This is a genomic window from Paenilisteria portnoyi, assembly GCF_014322795.1.
In the GTDB taxonomy this organism is placed as follows: Bacteria; Bacillota; Bacilli; order Lactobacillales; family Listeriaceae; genus Listeria_A; species Listeria_A portnoyi.
The window spans coordinates 64,147-81,646 of record NZ_JAASTT010000016.1 but is presented as its reverse complement, the minus strand read 5'-3'; the positions used below and the strand labels follow the sequence as shown (position 1 = coordinate 81,646).

General features: G+C 41.2%; 20 protein-coding genes. All 20 read right to left on the bottom strand.

Annotation, left to right across the window (positions count from 1 at the left end; translation table 11 throughout):
• Window positions 1-127 precede the first annotated feature (127 nt).
• Window positions 128-1,591, bottom strand: a complete 1,464-nt coding sequence (locus HCJ66_RS11470; RefSeq protein WP_187133248.1) for a BppU family phage baseplate upper protein — start codon at window positions 1,589-1,591, stop codon at window positions 128-130.
• Window positions 1,592-1,603: 12 nt separating this feature from the next.
• Window positions 1,604-2,644 (bottom strand): hypothetical protein, encoded by a 1,041-nt coding sequence (locus tag HCJ66_RS11465; RefSeq protein ID WP_187133247.1) that lies wholly within the window; start codon window positions 2,642-2,644, stop codon window positions 1,604-1,606.
• The gene (locus tag HCJ66_RS11460; RefSeq protein ID WP_187133246.1) at window positions 2,641-3,666 is read right to left on the bottom strand and encodes a phage tail protein; all 1,026 of its coding nucleotides are present in this window, start codon (window positions 3,664-3,666) and stop codon (window positions 2,641-2,643) included. Before HCJ66_RS11460 ends, HCJ66_RS11465 begins: the two co-directional genes overlap by 4 nt.
• A 16-nt stretch (window positions 3,667-3,682) precedes the next feature.
• Window positions 3,683-4,495, bottom strand: coding sequence for a phage tail family protein (locus HCJ66_RS11455; protein ID WP_187133245.1), 813 nt, complete (start codon window positions 4,493-4,495; stop codon window positions 3,683-3,685).
• 2 nt (window positions 4,496-4,497) lie between these two features.
• On the bottom strand, window positions 4,498-8,367 hold the full coding sequence (locus HCJ66_RS11450) for a phage tail tape measure protein (protein WP_187133244.1): 3,870 nt from the start codon (window positions 8,365-8,367) through the stop codon (window positions 4,498-4,500).
• A 220-nt stretch (window positions 8,368-8,587) separates the two neighbouring features.
• A complete protein-coding gene (gpG, locus tag HCJ66_RS11445) occupies window positions 8,588-8,920 on the bottom strand; it encodes a phage tail assembly chaperone G (RefSeq protein WP_187133243.1) in 333 nt (110 codons plus the stop codon).
• A 40-nt stretch (window positions 8,921-8,960) separates the two neighbouring features.
• A complete protein-coding gene (locus HCJ66_RS11440; RefSeq protein WP_187133242.1) occupies window positions 8,961-9,542 on the bottom strand; it encodes a major tail protein in 582 nt (193 codons plus the stop codon).
• 18 nt (window positions 9,543-9,560) lie between these two features.
• Complete coding sequence (locus HCJ66_RS11435; protein WP_187133241.1) at window positions 9,561-9,854, bottom strand: hypothetical protein; 294 nt, start codon at window positions 9,852-9,854, stop codon at window positions 9,561-9,563.
• A 71-nt stretch (window positions 9,855-9,925) separates the two neighbouring features.
• Complete coding sequence (locus HCJ66_RS11430) at window positions 9,926-10,300, bottom strand: HK97-gp10 family putative phage morphogenesis protein (protein WP_187133240.1); 375 nt, start codon at window positions 10,298-10,300, stop codon at window positions 9,926-9,928.
• Window positions 10,301-10,618 (bottom strand): phage head closure protein, encoded by a 318-nt coding sequence (locus HCJ66_RS11425; protein WP_187133239.1) that lies wholly within the window; start codon window positions 10,616-10,618, stop codon window positions 10,301-10,303. It abuts the gene before it with no gap.
• Complete coding sequence (locus HCJ66_RS11420; protein WP_187133238.1) at window positions 10,609-10,935, bottom strand: head-tail connector protein; 327 nt, start codon at window positions 10,933-10,935, stop codon at window positions 10,609-10,611. The genes HCJ66_RS11425 and HCJ66_RS11420 overlap by 10 nt, the downstream gene beginning before the upstream one ends.
• A 13-nt stretch (window positions 10,936-10,948) precedes the next feature.
• Window positions 10,949-12,106 (bottom strand): phage major capsid protein, encoded by a 1,158-nt coding sequence (locus tag HCJ66_RS11415; protein ID WP_187133237.1) that lies wholly within the window; start codon window positions 12,104-12,106, stop codon window positions 10,949-10,951.
• 25 nt (window positions 12,107-12,131) lie between these two features.
• Window positions 12,132-12,854: a head maturation protease, ClpP-related gene (locus HCJ66_RS11410; RefSeq protein ID WP_187133236.1), complete on the bottom strand. Its 723-nt coding sequence runs from the start codon at window positions 12,852-12,854 to the stop codon at window positions 12,132-12,134.
• Window positions 12,841-14,031: a phage portal protein gene (locus HCJ66_RS11405; RefSeq protein ID WP_187133235.1), complete on the bottom strand. Its 1,191-nt coding sequence runs from the start codon at window positions 14,029-14,031 to the stop codon at window positions 12,841-12,843. Before HCJ66_RS11405 ends, HCJ66_RS11410 begins: the two co-directional genes overlap by 14 nt.
• Before the next feature lie 4 nt (window positions 14,032-14,035).
• On the bottom strand, window positions 14,036-14,206 hold the full coding sequence (locus HCJ66_RS11400; RefSeq protein ID WP_187133234.1) for a hypothetical protein: 171 nt from the start codon (window positions 14,204-14,206) through the stop codon (window positions 14,036-14,038).
• Window positions 14,207-14,220: 14 nt separating this feature from the next.
• Window positions 14,221-15,945, bottom strand: a complete 1,725-nt coding sequence (locus tag HCJ66_RS11395) for a terminase large subunit (protein ID WP_222717485.1) — start codon at window positions 15,943-15,945, stop codon at window positions 14,221-14,223.
• A 5-nt stretch (window positions 15,946-15,950) separates the two neighbouring features.
• On the bottom strand, window positions 15,951-16,448 hold the full coding sequence (locus tag HCJ66_RS11390; protein WP_187133233.1) for a phage terminase small subunit P27 family: 498 nt from the start codon (window positions 16,446-16,448) through the stop codon (window positions 15,951-15,953).
• 100 nt (window positions 16,449-16,548) lie between these two features.
• Window positions 16,549-16,929, bottom strand: a complete 381-nt coding sequence (locus tag HCJ66_RS11385) for an HNH endonuclease (protein WP_187133232.1) — start codon at window positions 16,927-16,929, stop codon at window positions 16,549-16,551.
• On the bottom strand, window positions 16,929-17,129 hold the full coding sequence (locus tag HCJ66_RS11380; protein ID WP_187133231.1) for a hypothetical protein: 201 nt from the start codon (window positions 17,127-17,129) through the stop codon (window positions 16,929-16,931). The genes HCJ66_RS11385 and HCJ66_RS11380 overlap by 1 nt, the downstream gene beginning before the upstream one ends.
• A gap of 18 nt (window positions 17,130-17,147) precedes the next feature.
• Entirely contained in the window at window positions 17,148-17,447 is a 300-nt protein-coding gene (locus HCJ66_RS11375) for a hypothetical protein (protein ID WP_187133230.1), read from the bottom strand.
• Window positions 17,448-17,500 lie beyond the last annotated feature (53 nt).

The following is a 17,500-nucleotide window of genomic DNA, read 5'->3' as shown; positions in this document are numbered from 1 at the left end:
AAAAATGGGGAGGTTCCTCTTTTTTGTTGCTTTAAATCTCTTGTGCCGCAAGGCTTAGGAGTTATGAAATTAGTTCACTTTAATAAATCCCACTACTACATTATTTCCCCTACATACAATTTGCATATTATGTCGCCTCCTTCTTTAATTTTATACCGACAATCCTTAGTATCCCGACATCCGTCGCATTTTGAATCGTTGTTCCATAGGCCCAAAACGCGGACAGGCCTACAAATTCGGTTCCATTATTTTGGAACTGGAATTTCAAACGACGTAAATATTGTGTTGCGGATGTGCCACTATCTGCAGTGTCACTACGCGTAATAATAATCGCTTTATTGTCCTGACAATCTGTCACATCATATTGCGCGATACCTAAATTCTTAAATTGGATATGCACAAAATCATAATTAGTAATTGCCTTGACTAGCGTTTGTGGCGTGGTTAGCATACCAGAATTATCGCCTTCCCATACTATTTCTTTCACTGGGGCGATGCTGTCCACGTAATTTTTACTTGCCGATAGTGTATTGGTTGCGCGCTGTTGCGATGCTGTTGCTGTTTCTAGTTGGGCCGCACCGACTAAAGGAACGGTGTCAAAGACCCATGTACCCGATGTATTCGTATCACCTTGCAGTGTAATAGCTTGCTTATTACGCTTGATGTCCCACATGCTTTTATACGTAATGGTATTATGCGCCGCCTTTTCTATTCCGCCTATCTCTGTTTTTGTATTCAAATATCCCGGAGGAGCATAACCCGTGACATACGGCGAGGCACTAGTCAGCGCTGATAATATAAATCGACCATCACTACTTGTTACTTCCTCCCCTCCTACGACAACATCTAAATACTCCGTGAATGTATCCCCCCAAGTCTCATTAAAGTACACACGAACGATAGTGCCATTTGTCTGGGCACCGATGTAATGTTTCACATAATTTGATACGACAGAAATAGCTGTATCTCCCCCAAATTGGATGGTATTCGTTGCGGTGTCCCCCGATTTTTTTAGCATATCCATACCGTCCAGTGTCGCTTGCATCGCATTTAATTGGGTATCTAGATGGGTTGTCTGGGTTTGTAAATCAGCCACCGAACTCTCCAATTCCAGTTTCAAATGTTCGAATCCATCTACATAGGTTTCTTTTATATCCTCTAAATCATTAATATAGACGTGATCTATATATTCTAAATCCTGATCTATCAACGCTTGCTCTATTTTAAACGTAAACTGATGTGCGGATAAATGTTGCCCTTGATTGTAATTTAAATAAAGCTCGCCTAGGATAACCCCCCTCGTTTGAAGCACCTCTTCTGATAAAATGTAGGTGACCTCACTCAACGTTTTATCAATAGTGCAGGCATATTGCACATGTAATCCTGGTGCTTTCAAATAAACATTCGCAGTAAGTGATGCCAATGGAAAAGGAACACTATCTTTCACAAGCGAAAAAACAAGACGTGCTGCATTCGTGTCATAGGAACTAAACGTTCCTTTTAAATCTACCATCCGGGCCTCTTGACTATCTGCCGTGACCTGTAATGTTCTTTTAAGGTCCTTATATACGCGATTCGGTTCGTCTGTCATGGTATCTCCTCCTTAATTTGGTGTAATAAACTCGCCACCAGGGTATGTTTGCGTCGCTGTGTCCGCTTCCCATGCTAATTTATTCGAGCGCCGGTTATAAATTTTAGCCATCTGTCCTACCAGTCCAATGACGCTCTTGCCGCCGTGTGTGCAATCTTCGTTTACAATGACGTTAGATCCATATTGTGAGCGAATATCCACATTTTGATAAGCCCATCGACATTCGTAACACCAGACCATTGTGGAACCATGTACGATAAGGGCAAAATGATCCGTTTGATTTCGAAAGTTCGTTGCAAAGCGTACCCTTCGCAAATTAGCACTCTGACAACTATCGATGCGAATAAAATTCGTAGGATAATTCGTATAAGCATCTAACTGCTCAAAGCCATTGATTTCAACATAAGGCAACCCTTTAGCGACAATACTGTACACCTTACATCCCGTTAAAGTCGTTGTATCTATCGTTTCATAATTTAAAGCTTGTAAAAATACGCGCCCACCTGAAATACGAGGAAATTCAACCGCTTCATTATATGAGCCAGATGCGCAAAAAATATAAGCATCATTTCCATCCAATACATGTGGAATATCCTGAAATGCGCGCATAATCGTTCGGTATGGTGCCTCAAAACTTCCGTCTCCCGCACTGTCATTGCCTTTCACGGCATTCACATAGACTTCTATGGTGCCTGAATCGAGCCCATACAATTTTTTCAACTTATCATTAACTTCTTGCACAATTGCCTGCGTGTCTGTCACATTCGATAAAACGATAGACAACGTATCTGACAAATAATCGATATCACTGTTGATACGTTCTTCCAGTGTATCGAACGTTTTATTTTGGAGCGAAGAGACACGAGCATCTATGACTTCATTATTACCGTCATTCCCTGTATTCAGAATTAAGTTAGCAATCCTCTTTCGAAGCACTTCTTTTTGTTCTTGATCGCTCACGAAGAATTGATTGAGTGTATCCACATTTTTATTGGTAATGTCTAGGTTCTCACTACTGTATAAAGAATCTTTCCATTTTTTTAGTGGTTTCATCTTGCTACCTCCTTGGTCAAATAGCGTGCGAGTATTTGCACGATGTTTTTTTTCGTATTCGATAGAGTGACCGTCGGAGGCTTCGTTGTAAATGGATACTCTGTTATGCCTACGACACGCACATCGTAATTTAACTGCATCGGTTCATACACAAAAATCACATAATCACCACGCGTAACTGGTACCGCTAGCTTTGTATTGACGGTAATCGTCGTTGCTGGGTAGTCCTGTAAATCATCTTTTAAGCGTCTTTCTAGGTTCCCCTTCACGGTATATCTTTCATCGCTCACAGGGTCTTGAATACGAATACCGTATTGATTGGCCAACGGGCTTGTATACGTAATAGGTGCAAAATAATACGTATCATCTTCTTTTTTCTTGCCATAGCCTCTGATTTGCGTCCGAAAAGCAGTTGTATCCACTTCCATCGTTACGCCATCTAGATTCAGATTATAACGAATCTGATTTTCCGTGTAGGCTCCGTAATCCTCTACCGGATAAAAACTTAAATGTTTATTGTCAGCGACCATCACCAACTTATAATCTTCTAGCATTTCCTGCACCAGTTTTAAATAGTTCCCATTTCCGAAATTCTCTTGCTGCACGGTCTCTACTACTTTATTCGGATCATACAATGTGTAGGTGAACCCCATAGATCCGGATTCACCTGAAAAAATGAAATCCAAACATGCTAACACACTGAGCGTGCCTGTTTTTTCATCGTATTGAAAACCATCTTGCATGGTATTGCTAATATGAAAAGCCGTCACCTTTTTATACAATTGTGCTGCGTTTGCGCCGTAGATCACTTTTTTTATGACAAACGCTTGATTTTGAAAACAAATCGTATGCTCTTCCTTTATTAAATCAAACGCAAAAGCATTATGTTCTGATTTAGCTATATCAAAATCAATTTGCCACGTTTCATTTTCCGCCCATTCATGTGTAAAGGAGGCAGCATCAAATCCTGTCACTATTTCTGTATACATACCTGATACATCTGTAACGGTGATTACTTCCATGCCATTTTACCTCCTCTCACACATACCAATAGTCGAAATCAAAGCCAACTTGGACAGCGCTTGCGTTTTTAATTTCAAAAACATTGAAACCTGGTGCTAACGTGATTAAATTGCGGTTTGTATCTCTCGTACAATGATTTCCGTTTAATAAGGAATACGGCCCTTGTATGACTAATTCATCTAGCGAACGCAATTCTGGATAAAAGATATATGTTTCGTTTGTTGTCTTATTTATCATGGTGAACTCTTTGAAGCATTTCGCCTGAATAGAAATATCGAAAGCATGTCGCCTTGGATCTACATCAATATCTCCCGCATTATATACTTGAAATTTATTGGATTGAAACTGATAGGATATGTCCTCTAATCTTATCCCTTGCTCCAATTGCCATAATTTTTCCGAAAATGTAAAATCGCTTAACGTAGACCCGCGAGACTGTGCTAATCCCCGAAAAACTTGAAAAGTGATCGTACACGTAAAATCATCCACATGCACCAAATCGTATTCCAATGTTGCTTTATTCACTGCATATTTTAACCCAGGCGTAACAGAACAATACACATAATACCATTCGCGTTTATGGAGTATCGCACGTAGTCGACGCAACATCAGCTCTTTTGGAAATCGACCGTCAAATAAAAAATGGAGCTCAATTGTAAATGGGGCATAGTTTTTAGTTGACGTAACAAGTCCGTCGATACCTTCCATTTCTGTCTCGCCACCGGTCATGGATGCATCCGAGCGAGAAAATTCTAAGAAAGAAAAGCCTGGCATATCCGTTAAGATTGTCTGGCTTTCTGGTGTAAATAATATGACCTCCTTTTGCATGGCTATACGCCTCCTTTGTTATACAGAGCAGCAATTAATTTATTAGACAGCAGATCCGTATTACTACGTTCAAGCGCCTTCTCGTCCACAATGAGCTGTTTATCCAGTAGCGCTTTTAACAAGGTAATCATTTCTGCTTGTTGTTGATTGCTTTGCGCAAGTTGTCCAATCATCGTCTGTAACCCAGCATCATCGGATGTCTTAGGAGTCGCACTTCCTAACGGTTTCGATTCATAGCCAACGATTTGCATCGCTTTTTGAATCAAGTATTGTGCTCTGGAACGCCTCGAAGCATGTAATGGAATAATCATTTCTGGGCGATTTTTTTCCGCCATTCGGAAAGTTTCGTGTTGGACAATACCTCCATTTTCATAGCCATGCCCATGCCCAATGACCTGTAGCATTTCTTTCGCGCCATACCGATTTTTTGCATAGTTCATCGCTGCTAGCATGTTGTCAAAGCCATTCAAAATGTTACCGTGCCCCGGGAATTTATAGGCGTTGAATGTGCCGCTAATGGTTTGTAACAACCCCTTCGCTAAGTCGCCAGAAATGGTGTTCACATCCGTGTAGCCATGTTGTACCGCTTTTTCATTGCCACCCGATTCACTTTTGATTTGACGTAACCATGCGTTTACGTAATTTCCTGAGGTCGGTAAGCTATTCATCGCTAGTGACCGTTTGACTAAGCTGGCCCAACGCGTCACACCTGTGCCTTTCGGTGCCGCGCCGCCGCTGTTTTCACCTTCTTTTTTGAATAAGGACGTAACCGCCCCTTTCACACTACCTACCATACTTTTACCGAGATCAAGAGCTACATGACTCATTCCGTCAAAATGAACAAACTTCTCCATCATTTTCCCCATCAATTTAGATGGATGCGTCGCATAGTCAAAGACATCGAAAGCCATATTTTTTGCTTTGCTTGCTACACTTTTTGTTGTATCCCAAATTTTCGCGCCAATGCCCTTTTTGTAATGTGGAATCATGCCCACACGCGCCATCTGACGCGTGTCTTTTGCCGGCGTGACCTGTGTCCGCGCAGGTAATGGTAAAATGGCATTCCGTGCTTTCGGAACAAACGATGCACCGTTTGGCAAGGTTACAAGCTCTTTATAATTGGCTCCTGACTGATCATTAACCATAGCCAGACCGCCTGGATGACCCTCTGTTCCTCGTTTATATTGCGGTACTTTCCATTTTGTCACTTTCTTTTTAGAACCAAATTTATCTAGTACCCAGTTTACGCCATTAATCACAGCATTGACTGGCTTGCCTACCGCTTTTAGTACACCGTTCCAAATGTCTGCGAAGGCTTTCTTCAAACTACTTCCTGCTTTTCGTACGCCATCCGCCATTTTTCCGGGCATATTTTTAACGTAATCCACCATATTAGAGAACATTTTCTTTGTGCCGGTCCAAAGGCCCTTCATGGTATTCACAAAACCCGTTTTTAATTTCGTTCCAATGCCTAAGGTTTTTTTCAGCAGATTGGTCACAAAACTAAGACTACCTGATACGCCAGAAGAAAATAGCCCTTTTACGCCGGCCCAAAGAGCTTTAATCAGTCCTCTAAATCCAGTAATTAACGCTCTCCCTGCTTTTAGGATGCGTCCGACAAAGGCAATTTGGATCAAGTTCCAAACAAATTGAATCGCGCCAGAAAAGAGCTGTTTGACACCTTCCCACATTTTCTTCCAATTCCCTGTGAATAGGCCAGCAAAAATTTTAATGACGCCCATGATAATATTCAGAGCACCTTGAATAATGCCTTTTATATTATCGATAATACCGCTGATAATGCTAATTAATAGAAGTAATACAGGCTTCACAATCACGATAACATTACGGATAGCTGCCATAATCATCGTACCGTTTTCTTTCCAAAAGTCAGAAAGTTGCTTGCCTATACTCTGGATGAAAACAACAATGCCATCGATAATTGGCTTGATGGCAGCCCCAATCTCTCGAAAGGTAGGTTTTAAGCTATTGAACCATTTTTTTATATCCGTAACGCCCCTAATGATGTTTTGTATGACGTTATCTGGCAACACATTGTGCAGGATACTAGCACCTTGTGCCCAATCGCCTTGAAACATTGCTTTGATTGCTTGTTTTATTTTATCTATTTTGCTAAACGCTGCTTGCATATCCGAACCAATTTTACCGGCAATAGGCGCTACTTTTTGCCCAATGGCGTTGACAGCGGCTAATGAATTTCGTTTGAGCACTTCCCACGGTTGCTTATTTTGAACCGATTTATTCAGCTTATCCATCGATCCTTTTGCGTTGACCGTACCAGTGGAGGCCTGCCCCATGGCAAATATCGCCTTGGGTCCGACGTCTTCCCACTGTGTCCCCATTAATGCTACACCAGCGTTATTGCGATCATTGGCATTTTTCATAGTGCCAAGGTCTTTTGTTACTGCCGTAAATACTTGGGAACTGGTCGCCTTCCCTTTTAAGAATTGTTTCCATAACCCTTGGGTACTTTTAGACATTTTGGACATACCTTGTGCCGTGGTATTCGAACCATCGCCTATCCGAACACCAAATTCTTTGACCGTATCATTTACTTTATCTAAGTTCATGACCCCATTTTTAGAACCGGCAATGAGAATATTCATCATTTCATCCGCACTAAATCCAGCATTCTTAAATTGAACACTGTATTCGCTGATATTATCAAAAAATTCTTTCGAAAAATCTAACCCGTGTTGCGCACCATAGGCCATTAAATCAAACGATTTCTTTCCCTCTAGTCCGAAATTAACCGCCATGTTCCGCCCGCCACGCAATACTTCATTCACATCTGCATCAAACGTATTAGCTAAGTTTAGCGCACTTTTGGAGGTTTGTTTCAACTCTTTATTACCCAAATTAGAAAAGAGTGACTTTGTTTCACGTACAGCTTCATTCGTTTGTTCCATACTTTCGCCAAACCCTGATTTATAAATACTCCGGCCTGTTTTGTTTAGCTTCCCTGCCTCTTTGTCTGTTACGCCTAGTACGCCCTTGAATTTATTCATTTCGCGACTAGCTTCGGAAGTTTGTGTGACAACCTCTTTCACACCATTCGCCACAGCTCGAATACCAGCCACGACAAAACCAGCCGCAAGGATACCTTTAAACAAGTTCATCCCTTTGCCTGCTAAACTCGTTTGATCGCCAGATTTTTTCGTTTCTTTTCCTAAAGATTTTTGAGCCGTTATCGCTTCTCTATTCGCTGTCTCTAAGTCACGTACAGCAATGACTTGTTCTCTGGTCTCTCGTGCATCCTTTCCTTTTTCAGAAATCAATGCATTCAATTTTTGCCGTTCATTCTGAATCATGCGTCCTCGATCTTGAATTTCTTTTGATAGCGCTTGATACTCTACTTTTAGCGCATCAGATTCGCGACCTTGTGCGCGATAACTGGTCGCAAGTGACTGACTTTCACGTTTTGAAAGTGCCATGTCATCCGATAATTCTTTCTGAGAGCTTTTCAAGTGATCCATTGATGATTTAGTGGCATCCAGTGACTTTTGCATGGCTTGATGTTTAGCAACTACTGTATTAATCTTATTAGCCATATTTGTAGCTTCTTTTGAATTTTCCCCATAACTTTGCTTCGCTTGTTCGTATTTTTCATGCAGGATTTTAAGCTCTTGTTCTTGTGCTTTCATCACTTTTTGAATGGAGTCATATTTTGTGGCTAACTTATCCATTTCCGTTCCAGTATTACCGATAACACTCATTTGTGCGCGCATTTCAGTCATAGCGGCTTTCGTTGCTCGCTGAGTCGCTGCTAGTGATTTAGTGTAAGATGCTTTGTTATACGCTAAGTCTAAGCTAATCACCATAGAGCCAATCGGTTTTCCTTGCTTAGCCATTTTTACCTCCTTTCCCGTCTATTCGGTTAAAGAGAACTTGGCGCTTGGTTATAATGTTCTTCCGCGCTGATGACCTTTCGACGTTTTTTCTTCTTCACGACTTCCAATATATCGACTAAATCATGCAAATCTGTATCCATACAATCTTGATAGCTCCAACCGAGCTCCGTTATCATCGTATGAAATAGCCGATGTAAATCGTCTAGACTTTCTTGGGCACTTACTGGACGAGCTTTGGGTCATTCACAATAATCGAAGCCTCATCACGACCAAGTACCGCACTAAAGACGCGAGATAATTCATTCATTAAGTTAGGCGCATGAATACCATCTAACAGCGCATCTTCCGTGAATTTGTCTTTATACACATCCCGTGTCACGAAATCAACCAGCTGATCTAAAAATCCAACTTCATCAATGACACCTGTGTCTAAATCGCGAGAAATCTCTAACGCTCTTTTAACAATTTTTCCAGAAAGGTAATCTGTTTTATATACTTTTGTATCCTTCGTTTTTTCATCATATAACTCTAATTGAATCGTTTTGTTTGTCATTGTGTTTCTCCTCCAATTTTTAGTTTCTTATGGGCTATTTTTATTCTACTGCAGGCGCCGTTTTAGGAAATAAGTAGGTCAAAAATGCAGCTGCATCTTCTTTGGAACCTTTGAATTTTAAAAAGGTAAAGCCATCTGTATTGGCCGAATGATCGCCTTCCAATTCATAGCCTTCTGGCTCCGCGCTTTCGTCCGTGCCTGTTTCTACAGCTACCTCATTCAACGAAAACTTACCTTTTGGTAAACCATAAATGATGATGTCCCCATCAATAGCTTGCGATTGTAGGGCTGCAGCCACATATGGTGTTTTACTACTCTTTCCACGTCCTAACACACCTTTGAGCGCATTCACATTTTCCCAGCCTAACAAAGAACTGAACTGTTCTTCCAATAAGTTGAAAATAGTGATTTTAGATTTCACATCGCCTGTGCCGCTTGCCGCCACATACACGGCTATATTCGAAGCCCATACTTTTTTCATTTCGGCCGTAATCCCCTCAATCGTAGCCTCTACTGCACCGGTCTCCTTCTCACCTTTATTTTCAAGTAGTTCTCCAACGATAGCTCCATCTTCATCTAACACGGCAAACGTAACGCTATCAAAACCGATTGTTTGTGCCATTTTTTCATCTACTCCTTCTTAATAATATTTTGTTTTTTTATACTGAATTGTCTTCACATATACCGTCTTCCAATCTGGATGCGGATATCCTTCGCAATAGCCGGAATAATAGCCGTATGGTTCTAATCCTCGTTTGAGTGCATCATCCAATAATTCCAAATCATCATCTAAGGATACGTACAGTTGTACTTGGAAGGTTCGGATGGAAATGAGCAACGTATTGGAAGCTCGCATACTATTTGTTTCGTTCACCTCTGTGATTTTCCCCAGTGGAAGATTGTTTAATTGTTGTAAACTCTCTGGCAATCGCATAGAATATCCCTTAAAATTGGGATACACTCGTTTTCCAATTTTGTTGACAAGAGACGTTAACTCTCCCAAACTCATAGGCCTAAACCTTTTTTCACTTCCGCTTGCATTAAATCAAGCGCTTTTTTCCCTTCTGTTTCGAGCGTTTTCTCGATGTGGTGTACGCCTGTTTGATTTTCCGTTCCATTATTGACGAAATGGGCGCGATAAGCAGTTGCCTTTCCATAACCTATCGTCATAGCACCAGCTTCATCTGCCCCAAATACAACATCATCCCGAAGGTGCTTAGAACCATCCGGGTCGTAGGGTGTGTTTCTTTCTAACGCTTCCGCTAGGTGTTTCCCGCCTATCGCATTTGCCTTTTTCGTTACTTTTTCTGATTTTTTCATAAGCATGTGAATATGCTTATCTACATTTTTGGATGTCACATGGACGTTCGACTGGCTCATTTAATTCACCTCTTTTAGCGTTAATACTTGATACGCTTTATTATTCCTATCTGGATTGATCACGAGAATTTCATACGTCATGCCGTCAATTGTGACTAACATGTCATTTTCGATGGGTACACGCTGCCTCTCTCGAATAAAAATATCCATCGTATTTTCAAAAACGGTATCTTGTTGTTCTTTTCGCTCACGAATAAATTGTTGCCGATAGTTGAACCAGCATGTATGCACCCAGATTAAATCATCAACAGGCTGTCCATTCACACCGGTTGCTTCGCCGCGAGAAAAAAAAGAAATACGGCCGTCGTTCAGCTCCATAACAAATAATCCCCCCTCAGTGTTTGAATAAGGGAATTGACACCGAAAGGGATTTCTATTTGAGACGTCGCTGTTGCCGCTACTCGATTGTCGTAATAGTACTTGACTAACAGAAGCACAGCCAACTCGTACAAACGATTGTTTTGAAAAAAAACGGCATTTTCCACCGTATCACTGCTGGTAATCGCTCGACGAATTTCCGTTTTACTCGCTTCCAAATACACATTTAGTATCAAATCATCGTCAAAATTATGGTCTACTTTTATCGTATTGCGCAGGTTTTCCATGCTAAACGCTGCATATTCTGCTTCTGCCATCCTGATTCACCCCTTACTCTGCAGGTGGAACAACCGTATCGTCATAGGTCACGAAATAACCCGCATTCTTATCTGCCACAGAAACGCCGAATCTTGTGACCGCGGCTAAATATTGCCCGTAAATTTCATTATCTACCCATTTCAAGGCTAATTCTTTGCGATCTGTAAATAGGATGGCGGCATATAGGTCACCTATGAAACCTACTTTGCTTCCTGCTGTTCCAAGCGCTTTATCTGGAACGACCAATACAGATAGGCCACCAAGGGCTTTTCCAGATACAGATTTAATATCGTCTTGCAACAGATAGCGACCATTGTTATCCTTCAATTTATCTAATACATTGAAAAAGGATTGTGTCACGGTAAAACGCACCGTGTAGCCAGGATCAATGGATACATTCACTAAGTCTTTAATCTCGTCAAACGTAGTCACCGTTTTCTTGGATAACGTTTTCAGTGCGGTCAAAATGGTTTGATTTTCGGTATTCACTTTAATTTTGTCCGCATCCCGTGCTACAATGCCTACCAAATCTGCTGCCGAATCATCAATGGATTCTTGCGAAAGTGGAATCGCACCACGATACGTCTCCACTTCCCAGGCAACTGGATTGAATGTTGGCTTCGCTAGTTCTGGGTTTTTTTCTAATTCTGCAACACTTGCCATCGTAGTCGTTGGATTCGCTAATACCGGGTATTTCCCAGTTGGTGTCGTTACGGATACGACATGCACGTAATCTTTTAACCGTACCGTGGTTTCTACCGTTTCACGCGGGGTATACTGGATTTCTTCTGGAATCAATACCCCAACATCTGTACTGGTTACAGAAGCCTGTATCGTGGCACCTTTGGAATGTAGGAAATCATTTAGACCAGCTTTTACTTCTGCATGAGCAGGCTCAACCGGCTCTAAATGGGGTTGCCCTGCTGCTTTTTTATCGGAAGATAGGGAAATAGGCTCCATTTGAGCAAGCCCCCGTAATTCTCTAGCTGCTGCTTCCAAATCATCCAACTCCGCTTTGATTGTTTCCGCTTCTTTTTTATAGGCAGAAGCCTTCGTCAAGTCTCCGTCCTCTGCACTTTTTGTTGCTTCTTGGACTTTAGTGTTAAACGCTGCTTGTTTCACCGCTATCTTTTTTTGCGCTTCTTTTAATTTTTCTTTTAGTAAATTCATCTTTTTTCCTCCTCATTGTACGGTCTCAAGCTCCGCTACTACATCGTGCTAAAGCATCGAGTTCCGCTACTAGTTTCATTTGTCCTAATGCGTGAATCATATCTTCCTGCTCTTTATTGGCAGACGGAATAATAGCCGTGGGTGGGTGCTGATACTTATCTGCCCATTCAGGCGGTAACATGGCAACCATGCGATTCTCTTCTGAAATAACATCACAATAGCCCATTGCTTGTGCTTCTTCGGCATCCAACCAGGTCTCTGCGTCTAATTTGGCAATAAGTTCTGCTTCTGTCAGATGGTCCCCACCACGTTCTAAATAAATGGAGCGCATTGCCTTCGCTGTTTTGTCCAATTCTTCTGCTTTTGTTCGAAATTCGTTGGCAGTTCCGTAATAGCTCATCTTCGGATTATGGATCATCATCAGTGCATTTTTAGGCATGATAATGGTGTCCCCAGCAAGTGCAATAACGCTGGCAATCGAAGCCGCTAAGCCATCGATGTACGTGGTAACTTTCGCTTGATGATTTTTCAACACATTATAAATAGCGACCCCTTCAAAAACGGCGCCGCCTGGACTATTCACATGTAATTCGATTGCCTGTACATCGCCAAGCGCTTTCAAATCCGCTTTAAAACTAGTCGCTGATTGCCCAAACATCTCGTACCCAGAAGGTACAACTGGACCATACACATCAATAGTCGCCATTTCCCCTTGCGCTTTCATCGTATAAAAATTAGGTTTGCTCATTTTTATCACCCCCTTTCGAGAGTTGATACGCTGCGAGTTGATCGAGTGTTGTATAATTGAGCGATGTCAGTAATTTATCTGCCTCTTCGGAATCAAAACGCGCATACCCCAATAGAGAACGCGCCTTATTTGTCGTGATGATCCCCGCATTTTTTTGATCTATCACATTCTTCGTGAAAGCCTCTCGGTCGCTTTGTAGTATCCGATCCGTGTTAAATACAAACTCCGACGTCAATGCTGCTCTATAATCCATTAACTTCACATTGAATTCGCTACTCATAAAGCTAAAATAGTAATTTAAGCTATTAGTCACATAGTCCGCATTTAATTGAGAAACCGATTGATTTGGACTATTAACACCTAGTTTATAACCCGGTATCATTAGCGCTTTGGCTATTTGCGCAGTAGAAAAATTATTAGAATTGATCAGTTGTAGCACATTGGTATCTATCTGCAAAGGCTCAAAGTCCATGGTTTGATCTAATATCAAGGTGGTAGAAGCGCCCTCTGTGCTGTACTGCGCTTTATCGAACTCCTCCCGCACTTTTCGTTTCGCCTCTGTACTCAAGCGCCCACTCTTCATACGTAAAATACCGCCCGCTAGCCCTTTGCGAAAGAAATTCCGCAAGGTCTGTATCCCATTTTCTTGCATGGCAATTTCATCTTCGAGTGATAGTAAGCACGAACGCCCCTGTATCCCATCTGTCGTGAAAAATTTAAGATGCAATACATCACTGGCAGGGAGTATTTCCTCCCGATTTTGATAGAAAGAAATGCGATAATAGACATCATGTGTCTTAGTATCTTGCTCAATAACCACATTCGAAGGCTTTATAAAATCGAGTTGTATGGGTTTTTCTCTAAATCGCCGAATGACTGCATACCCATTGCCACACGTAATCGCATTGACGATTAAGGAAAATTTGAAATCATACGCATTCATCACATTATTCGGCTTGATATTTAATAAATAATCTAACTCTTCGTCATACTCTCCCGATCCGTTTTTTTGAAGCAGTCGCACAGGGGAACTCGCAATATCTCCTGCTAGTATGCTAATCCCAGCTAATACATCGCTATTTTTCAGCGCACTTAGCCCCATATACCGAACATTGTCCATTTGTCCAACGAGTATGTCCAAGTTACTTGCGTCTCCTAATGCTTTAAAAAATGCCATTTATCTAGCCCCCTTCCTTACTTTCATAGTTGATGTACAGCGCTAACAGCACTAAAAATAATCCCAATACCAAAAAACCTAGCTCGATGTGAACCAGGAAAGCCGATAAAGTCATAAAAAATACGCCTGCTAGCAGCAACAGCGTGTGGATTTGCGTTACGATATATTTTTTCAAGCACTCGTCACCTCCTAAAAGCTAAAATTGCCATTCATAATATAATCATCGTCGAGTGGTTCTGTGAATTCTTCTAAAAAACAAATAGCATACGCGTCTAAAAGAGCATCTAATGGATCAATTTTGTTGCTGTTTTTCGATTTGTCAATGCGAACACCGTTATTATTCGATTCTAAAATAGCATTATGGACAGCAGCGCTTAGCAACTGATTCCCCATATGCATCACTTTTCCATTGAGCACATCATCTTTGAATTGTTTTGTTGGCATCGATAATGTCCGTGTCCCCTGCCTCACTTCAATTAAGGGCCATTCTGGATATGTTTTTTCAATACGGGTCAACATATCACCAAATTGATAGGGATCGTAACAAATGCCCTCCACAAGTAAATCATTGGAGAGAATAAAATCCTCTAACCACTCAAATACCGCTTCATTGTCGATCACACCTGATTCTAATTTTGTAATTTGGCATTCCCCTTTTTCCTCAAGTAATTGATAATCCATGCTATCTCGCTTGATTTTAGTGTCTAGACCATACTTAGTTGCCACGAATGAAAAGCTGTCTACTTCCCATCTTTTCATCTCCTCGTTCATGGTGAGCCACGAAATAGCGTATAAATCGGATGTTCTCCCTACGTCTACACCAATCCACGCACGCCTTCCATGTATATCCGTTTTTTCTATCTTTGCCTTCTCCCAATTTTCTGCCGTCATGTAGCTTTCTTCTTCGGATTGGCGCCAGATATTAAAGTTTTTAACATATACTTTGTTAATCGTTCCTTTTTCAAATCCCGCCTTCAGACGCTTATTCAAATATTTCATGACTTTATCTCGTTGTTCTGGGATTGCCAAGAGTGGATTCGATTTCACCCACATGTCTGGATTTTTGATTTCTCTTGCCGTATCCTGTTCAGCGATATAAGCAAAATATTCATCATCCAAATGATAATCTTCCAGCAATATCTTACTTGCATACGGGTACTCCGTTTTATACATCGGGCCATTTAAATTAAAGCCAGCTGTTGAAATGATGAGTATTAGTGGATTGTCTAGTTGCCCTTGCGAAGATTCTAATAGTTCCAGCATTTCATCCGTCTTGGAAGCCGCAAACTCATCTAATATACCCACATAAGCTTCAAAGCCATCAATCGCTCCTGTATCACGAGATAAGGGACGGATGTAACTTTCATCTTCTCTATTTTGCAATTCCTCACGCACGCGCTTTGTCATTTTTTCAATTTCAAAGTATTTCGAACGTAGTTTTTCGAGTTGCTTGCGAATCATATCAAACACGATTTTCGATTGATTTTTATCGTTCGCCGTACAATAAATTTGGCGAGAATAAGCCGGTTCGCTGCCGAATAGAAATTCATACAAAGCAATGCCCGCCACTAATATAGATTTCCCATTCTTACGGGCCATAGAAATAAACGCTTTTTTAAAGCGCCTCGCCTTTGTATTATGTTGTTCACGCCAGCCGTATAGCATGGACACGATAAATTTTTGGAAATCGACTAACGGGAACGTCTCTCCTGTTTTGACATCGGGTAATGTTTCAATAAACCGAATAACCTTATCGGCATATTCCGGCATATACACATAGTCCAATTCACCTTTTTCGGCTTGTTCTAAATCATTCAAATGTCGTTTGCATGCCGCTTTTACTTTCTTACTTGCTACAATGTCACCGGACAATACTTTTTTTGCATACACATACGCTATATCTTTTCCGCCCATATCCATCACCCAAATATATCTTTCAATGATTTTTCTCTCTCTTCTACTTTTGGGATCATCAACTTCAAGCGACTATCTACGGTTAGCCCTAAACTGCTCGCTAAAGATCGAATATTAGAAGTGGCATCGTTCATGACTGTAATAGCTGGATTTTTTCGCGTACGATCCTTGTAATGAACGATGCCCTCCTCTGTTATTTCAGACATAACCGTATAGATTCCGTTTTCTTTTACTTCTTCGTAGGCCTCACGGTAAATCCCGTACCACACACAATATAATTCTACGGTAGCCTTATCAAGCGATCGAACAGGGAGCTTTTGAAGCTCTTTACTGATTCGCTCATATTCATATCTCGCTTTGGAACCTAAATGATTAGGCGCTGATTTTTGAAGGTTGGCGAATCCATCAGAAGCCATATTTTCTGCGCGTTTTCGCTTACTTTTTTCAATCGTCGTTAAATGTCCTTTTGCCGTATCCACTAGCTTCATTTTTTTATTGCTCATTGGTGTGTTCACCTCCATTTTAAAGTTTCAGAAAAGGAATTTCGGTCACGGAAAGGGGGGCACCGTTCTTTTGTTTTCGAAAAACATAGCCCCGATATTTTTAGTGGGGGTACCTGCTTGCATTTTCCTTTTTCGTTTTCAGCTGGTGACAACTTTCGCACAGTGATTGCAAGTTATTTAAGTCCAATCGTAATTCCCAATTATCTTTTGTTGGGATAATATGATCGACTAATTGCGCATGCGTCACATCATGGTTAGCTAGACATCGCACACACAAATGATAATCACGGTCTAAAGCAACTTCTCGAAGTTCTCGCCATGCTTTCGAGTTGTAAAAGCTGACGTACCTTGCGTCGGACTGCCTTCTCGCTCTATTATAGCCACGATTGTATATTCCTTGATGTTGCTCGCAATAAGCTTTGTCATATTCAATCAGCGTTCGACAAGACGGATGTCTACATAACTTCTTTGGCTTTGCCATCACACATCCAACACAATACGCACACCTGGATCTCCATGATAAAAGGCGCGTACTTCTTCTAACATTTCCACGGCGCTATCTTGGCTGGTGAAGGGTTGTGCTGCCTCCTGATTCGTGTCAGACAATACTTGTACACCTGTTGCATCTGGGTCAAACGCCGTTAAGAATTCTTCATTACCAAGCATGATAATATATTTCATGGTATTCACTCCTCCTATTTATAAATCGTCCGCGTTCTTAGCTTCATCTATATCTTCACCAAGGTTCACATGCATAAAATCATCTATCACTTCAAGGTCCCCACGTTCGATTCGTAAGACATCCCATTTGCCATTTTCAACCTCCTTTGAATCAACATGTTGAATCACAATACTAGGAGAAGCAGCGCATCGTTCATCTGTCTTTGTCACCCAGCCAAATTGTACGTACTGCAACAAACTAATCTTTTCTCCTTTATATGTGATTTCTGGCACCGTATTCTCGTCTTGTAACACAATAGTTAGTAGTGGTTCTGACATATCTCTCACTCCTTACCTACACTAAAAAAACCGCCTAATAAAAGACGGTTTTT

Coding starts and splice junctions, on each gene's coding strand:
- HCJ66_RS11435 (WP_187133241.1), bottom strand. CDS start 9,854: ATGCGATTGCCAGAGAGTTTACAACAATTAAACAATCTTCCACTGGGG.
- HCJ66_RS11375 (WP_187133230.1), bottom strand. CDS start 17,447: ATGTCAGAACCACTACTAACTATTGTGTTACAAGACGAGAATACGGTG.
- HCJ66_RS11430 (WP_187133240.1), bottom strand. CDS start 10,300: ATGAGCCAGTCGAACGTCCATGTGACATCCAAAAATGTAGATAAGCAT.
- HCJ66_RS11465 (WP_187133247.1), bottom strand. CDS start 2,644: ATGAAACCACTAAAAAAATGGAAAGATTCTTTATACAGTAGTGAGAAC.
- HCJ66_RS11385 (WP_187133232.1), bottom strand. CDS start 16,929: ATGGCAAAGCCAAAGAAGTTATGTAGACATCCGTCTTGTCGAACGCTG.
- HCJ66_RS11395 (WP_222717485.1), bottom strand. CDS start 15,945: ATGGGCGGAAAAGATATAGCGTATGTGTATGCAAAAAAAGTATTGTCC.
- HCJ66_RS11440 (WP_187133242.1), bottom strand. CDS start 9,542: ATGGCACAAACAATCGGTTTTGATAGCGTTACGTTTGCCGTGTTAGAT.
- HCJ66_RS11470 (WP_187133248.1), bottom strand. CDS start 1,591: ATGACAGACGAACCGAATCGCGTATATAAGGACCTTAAAAGAACATTA.
- HCJ66_RS11460 (WP_187133246.1), bottom strand. CDS start 3,666: ATGGAAGTAATCACCGTTACAGATGTATCAGGTATGTATACAGAAATA.
- HCJ66_RS11455 (WP_187133245.1), bottom strand. CDS start 4,495: ATGCAAAAGGAGGTCATATTATTTACACCAGAAAGCCAGACAATCTTA.
- HCJ66_RS11405 (WP_187133235.1), bottom strand. CDS start 14,031: ATGGCATTTTTTAAAGCATTAGGAGACGCAAGTAACTTGGACATACTC.
- HCJ66_RS11390 (WP_187133233.1), bottom strand. CDS start 16,448: ATGAGCAATAAAAAAATGAAGCTAGTGGATACGGCAAAAGGACATTTA.
- HCJ66_RS11415 (WP_187133237.1), bottom strand. CDS start 12,106: ATGAATTTACTAAAAGAAAAATTAAAAGAAGCGCAAAAAAAGATAGCG.
- gpG (WP_187133243.1), bottom strand. CDS start 8,920: ATGACAAACAAAACGATTCAATTAGAGTTATATGATGAAAAAACGAAG.
- HCJ66_RS11450 (WP_187133244.1), bottom strand. CDS start 8,367: ATGGCTAAGCAAGGAAAACCGATTGGCTCTATGGTGATTAGCTTAGAC.
- HCJ66_RS11425 (WP_187133239.1), bottom strand. CDS start 10,618: ATGGAGCTGAACGACGGCCGTATTTCTTTTTTTTCTCGCGGCGAAGCA.
- HCJ66_RS11380 (WP_187133231.1), bottom strand. CDS start 17,129: ATGAAATATATTATCATGCTTGGTAATGAAGAATTCTTAACGGCGTTT.
- HCJ66_RS11420 (WP_187133238.1), bottom strand. CDS start 10,935: ATGGCAGAAGCAGAATATGCAGCGTTTAGCATGGAAAACCTGCGCAAT.
- HCJ66_RS11410 (WP_187133236.1), bottom strand. CDS start 12,854: ATGAGCAAACCTAATTTTTATACGATGAAAGCGCAAGGGGAAATGGCG.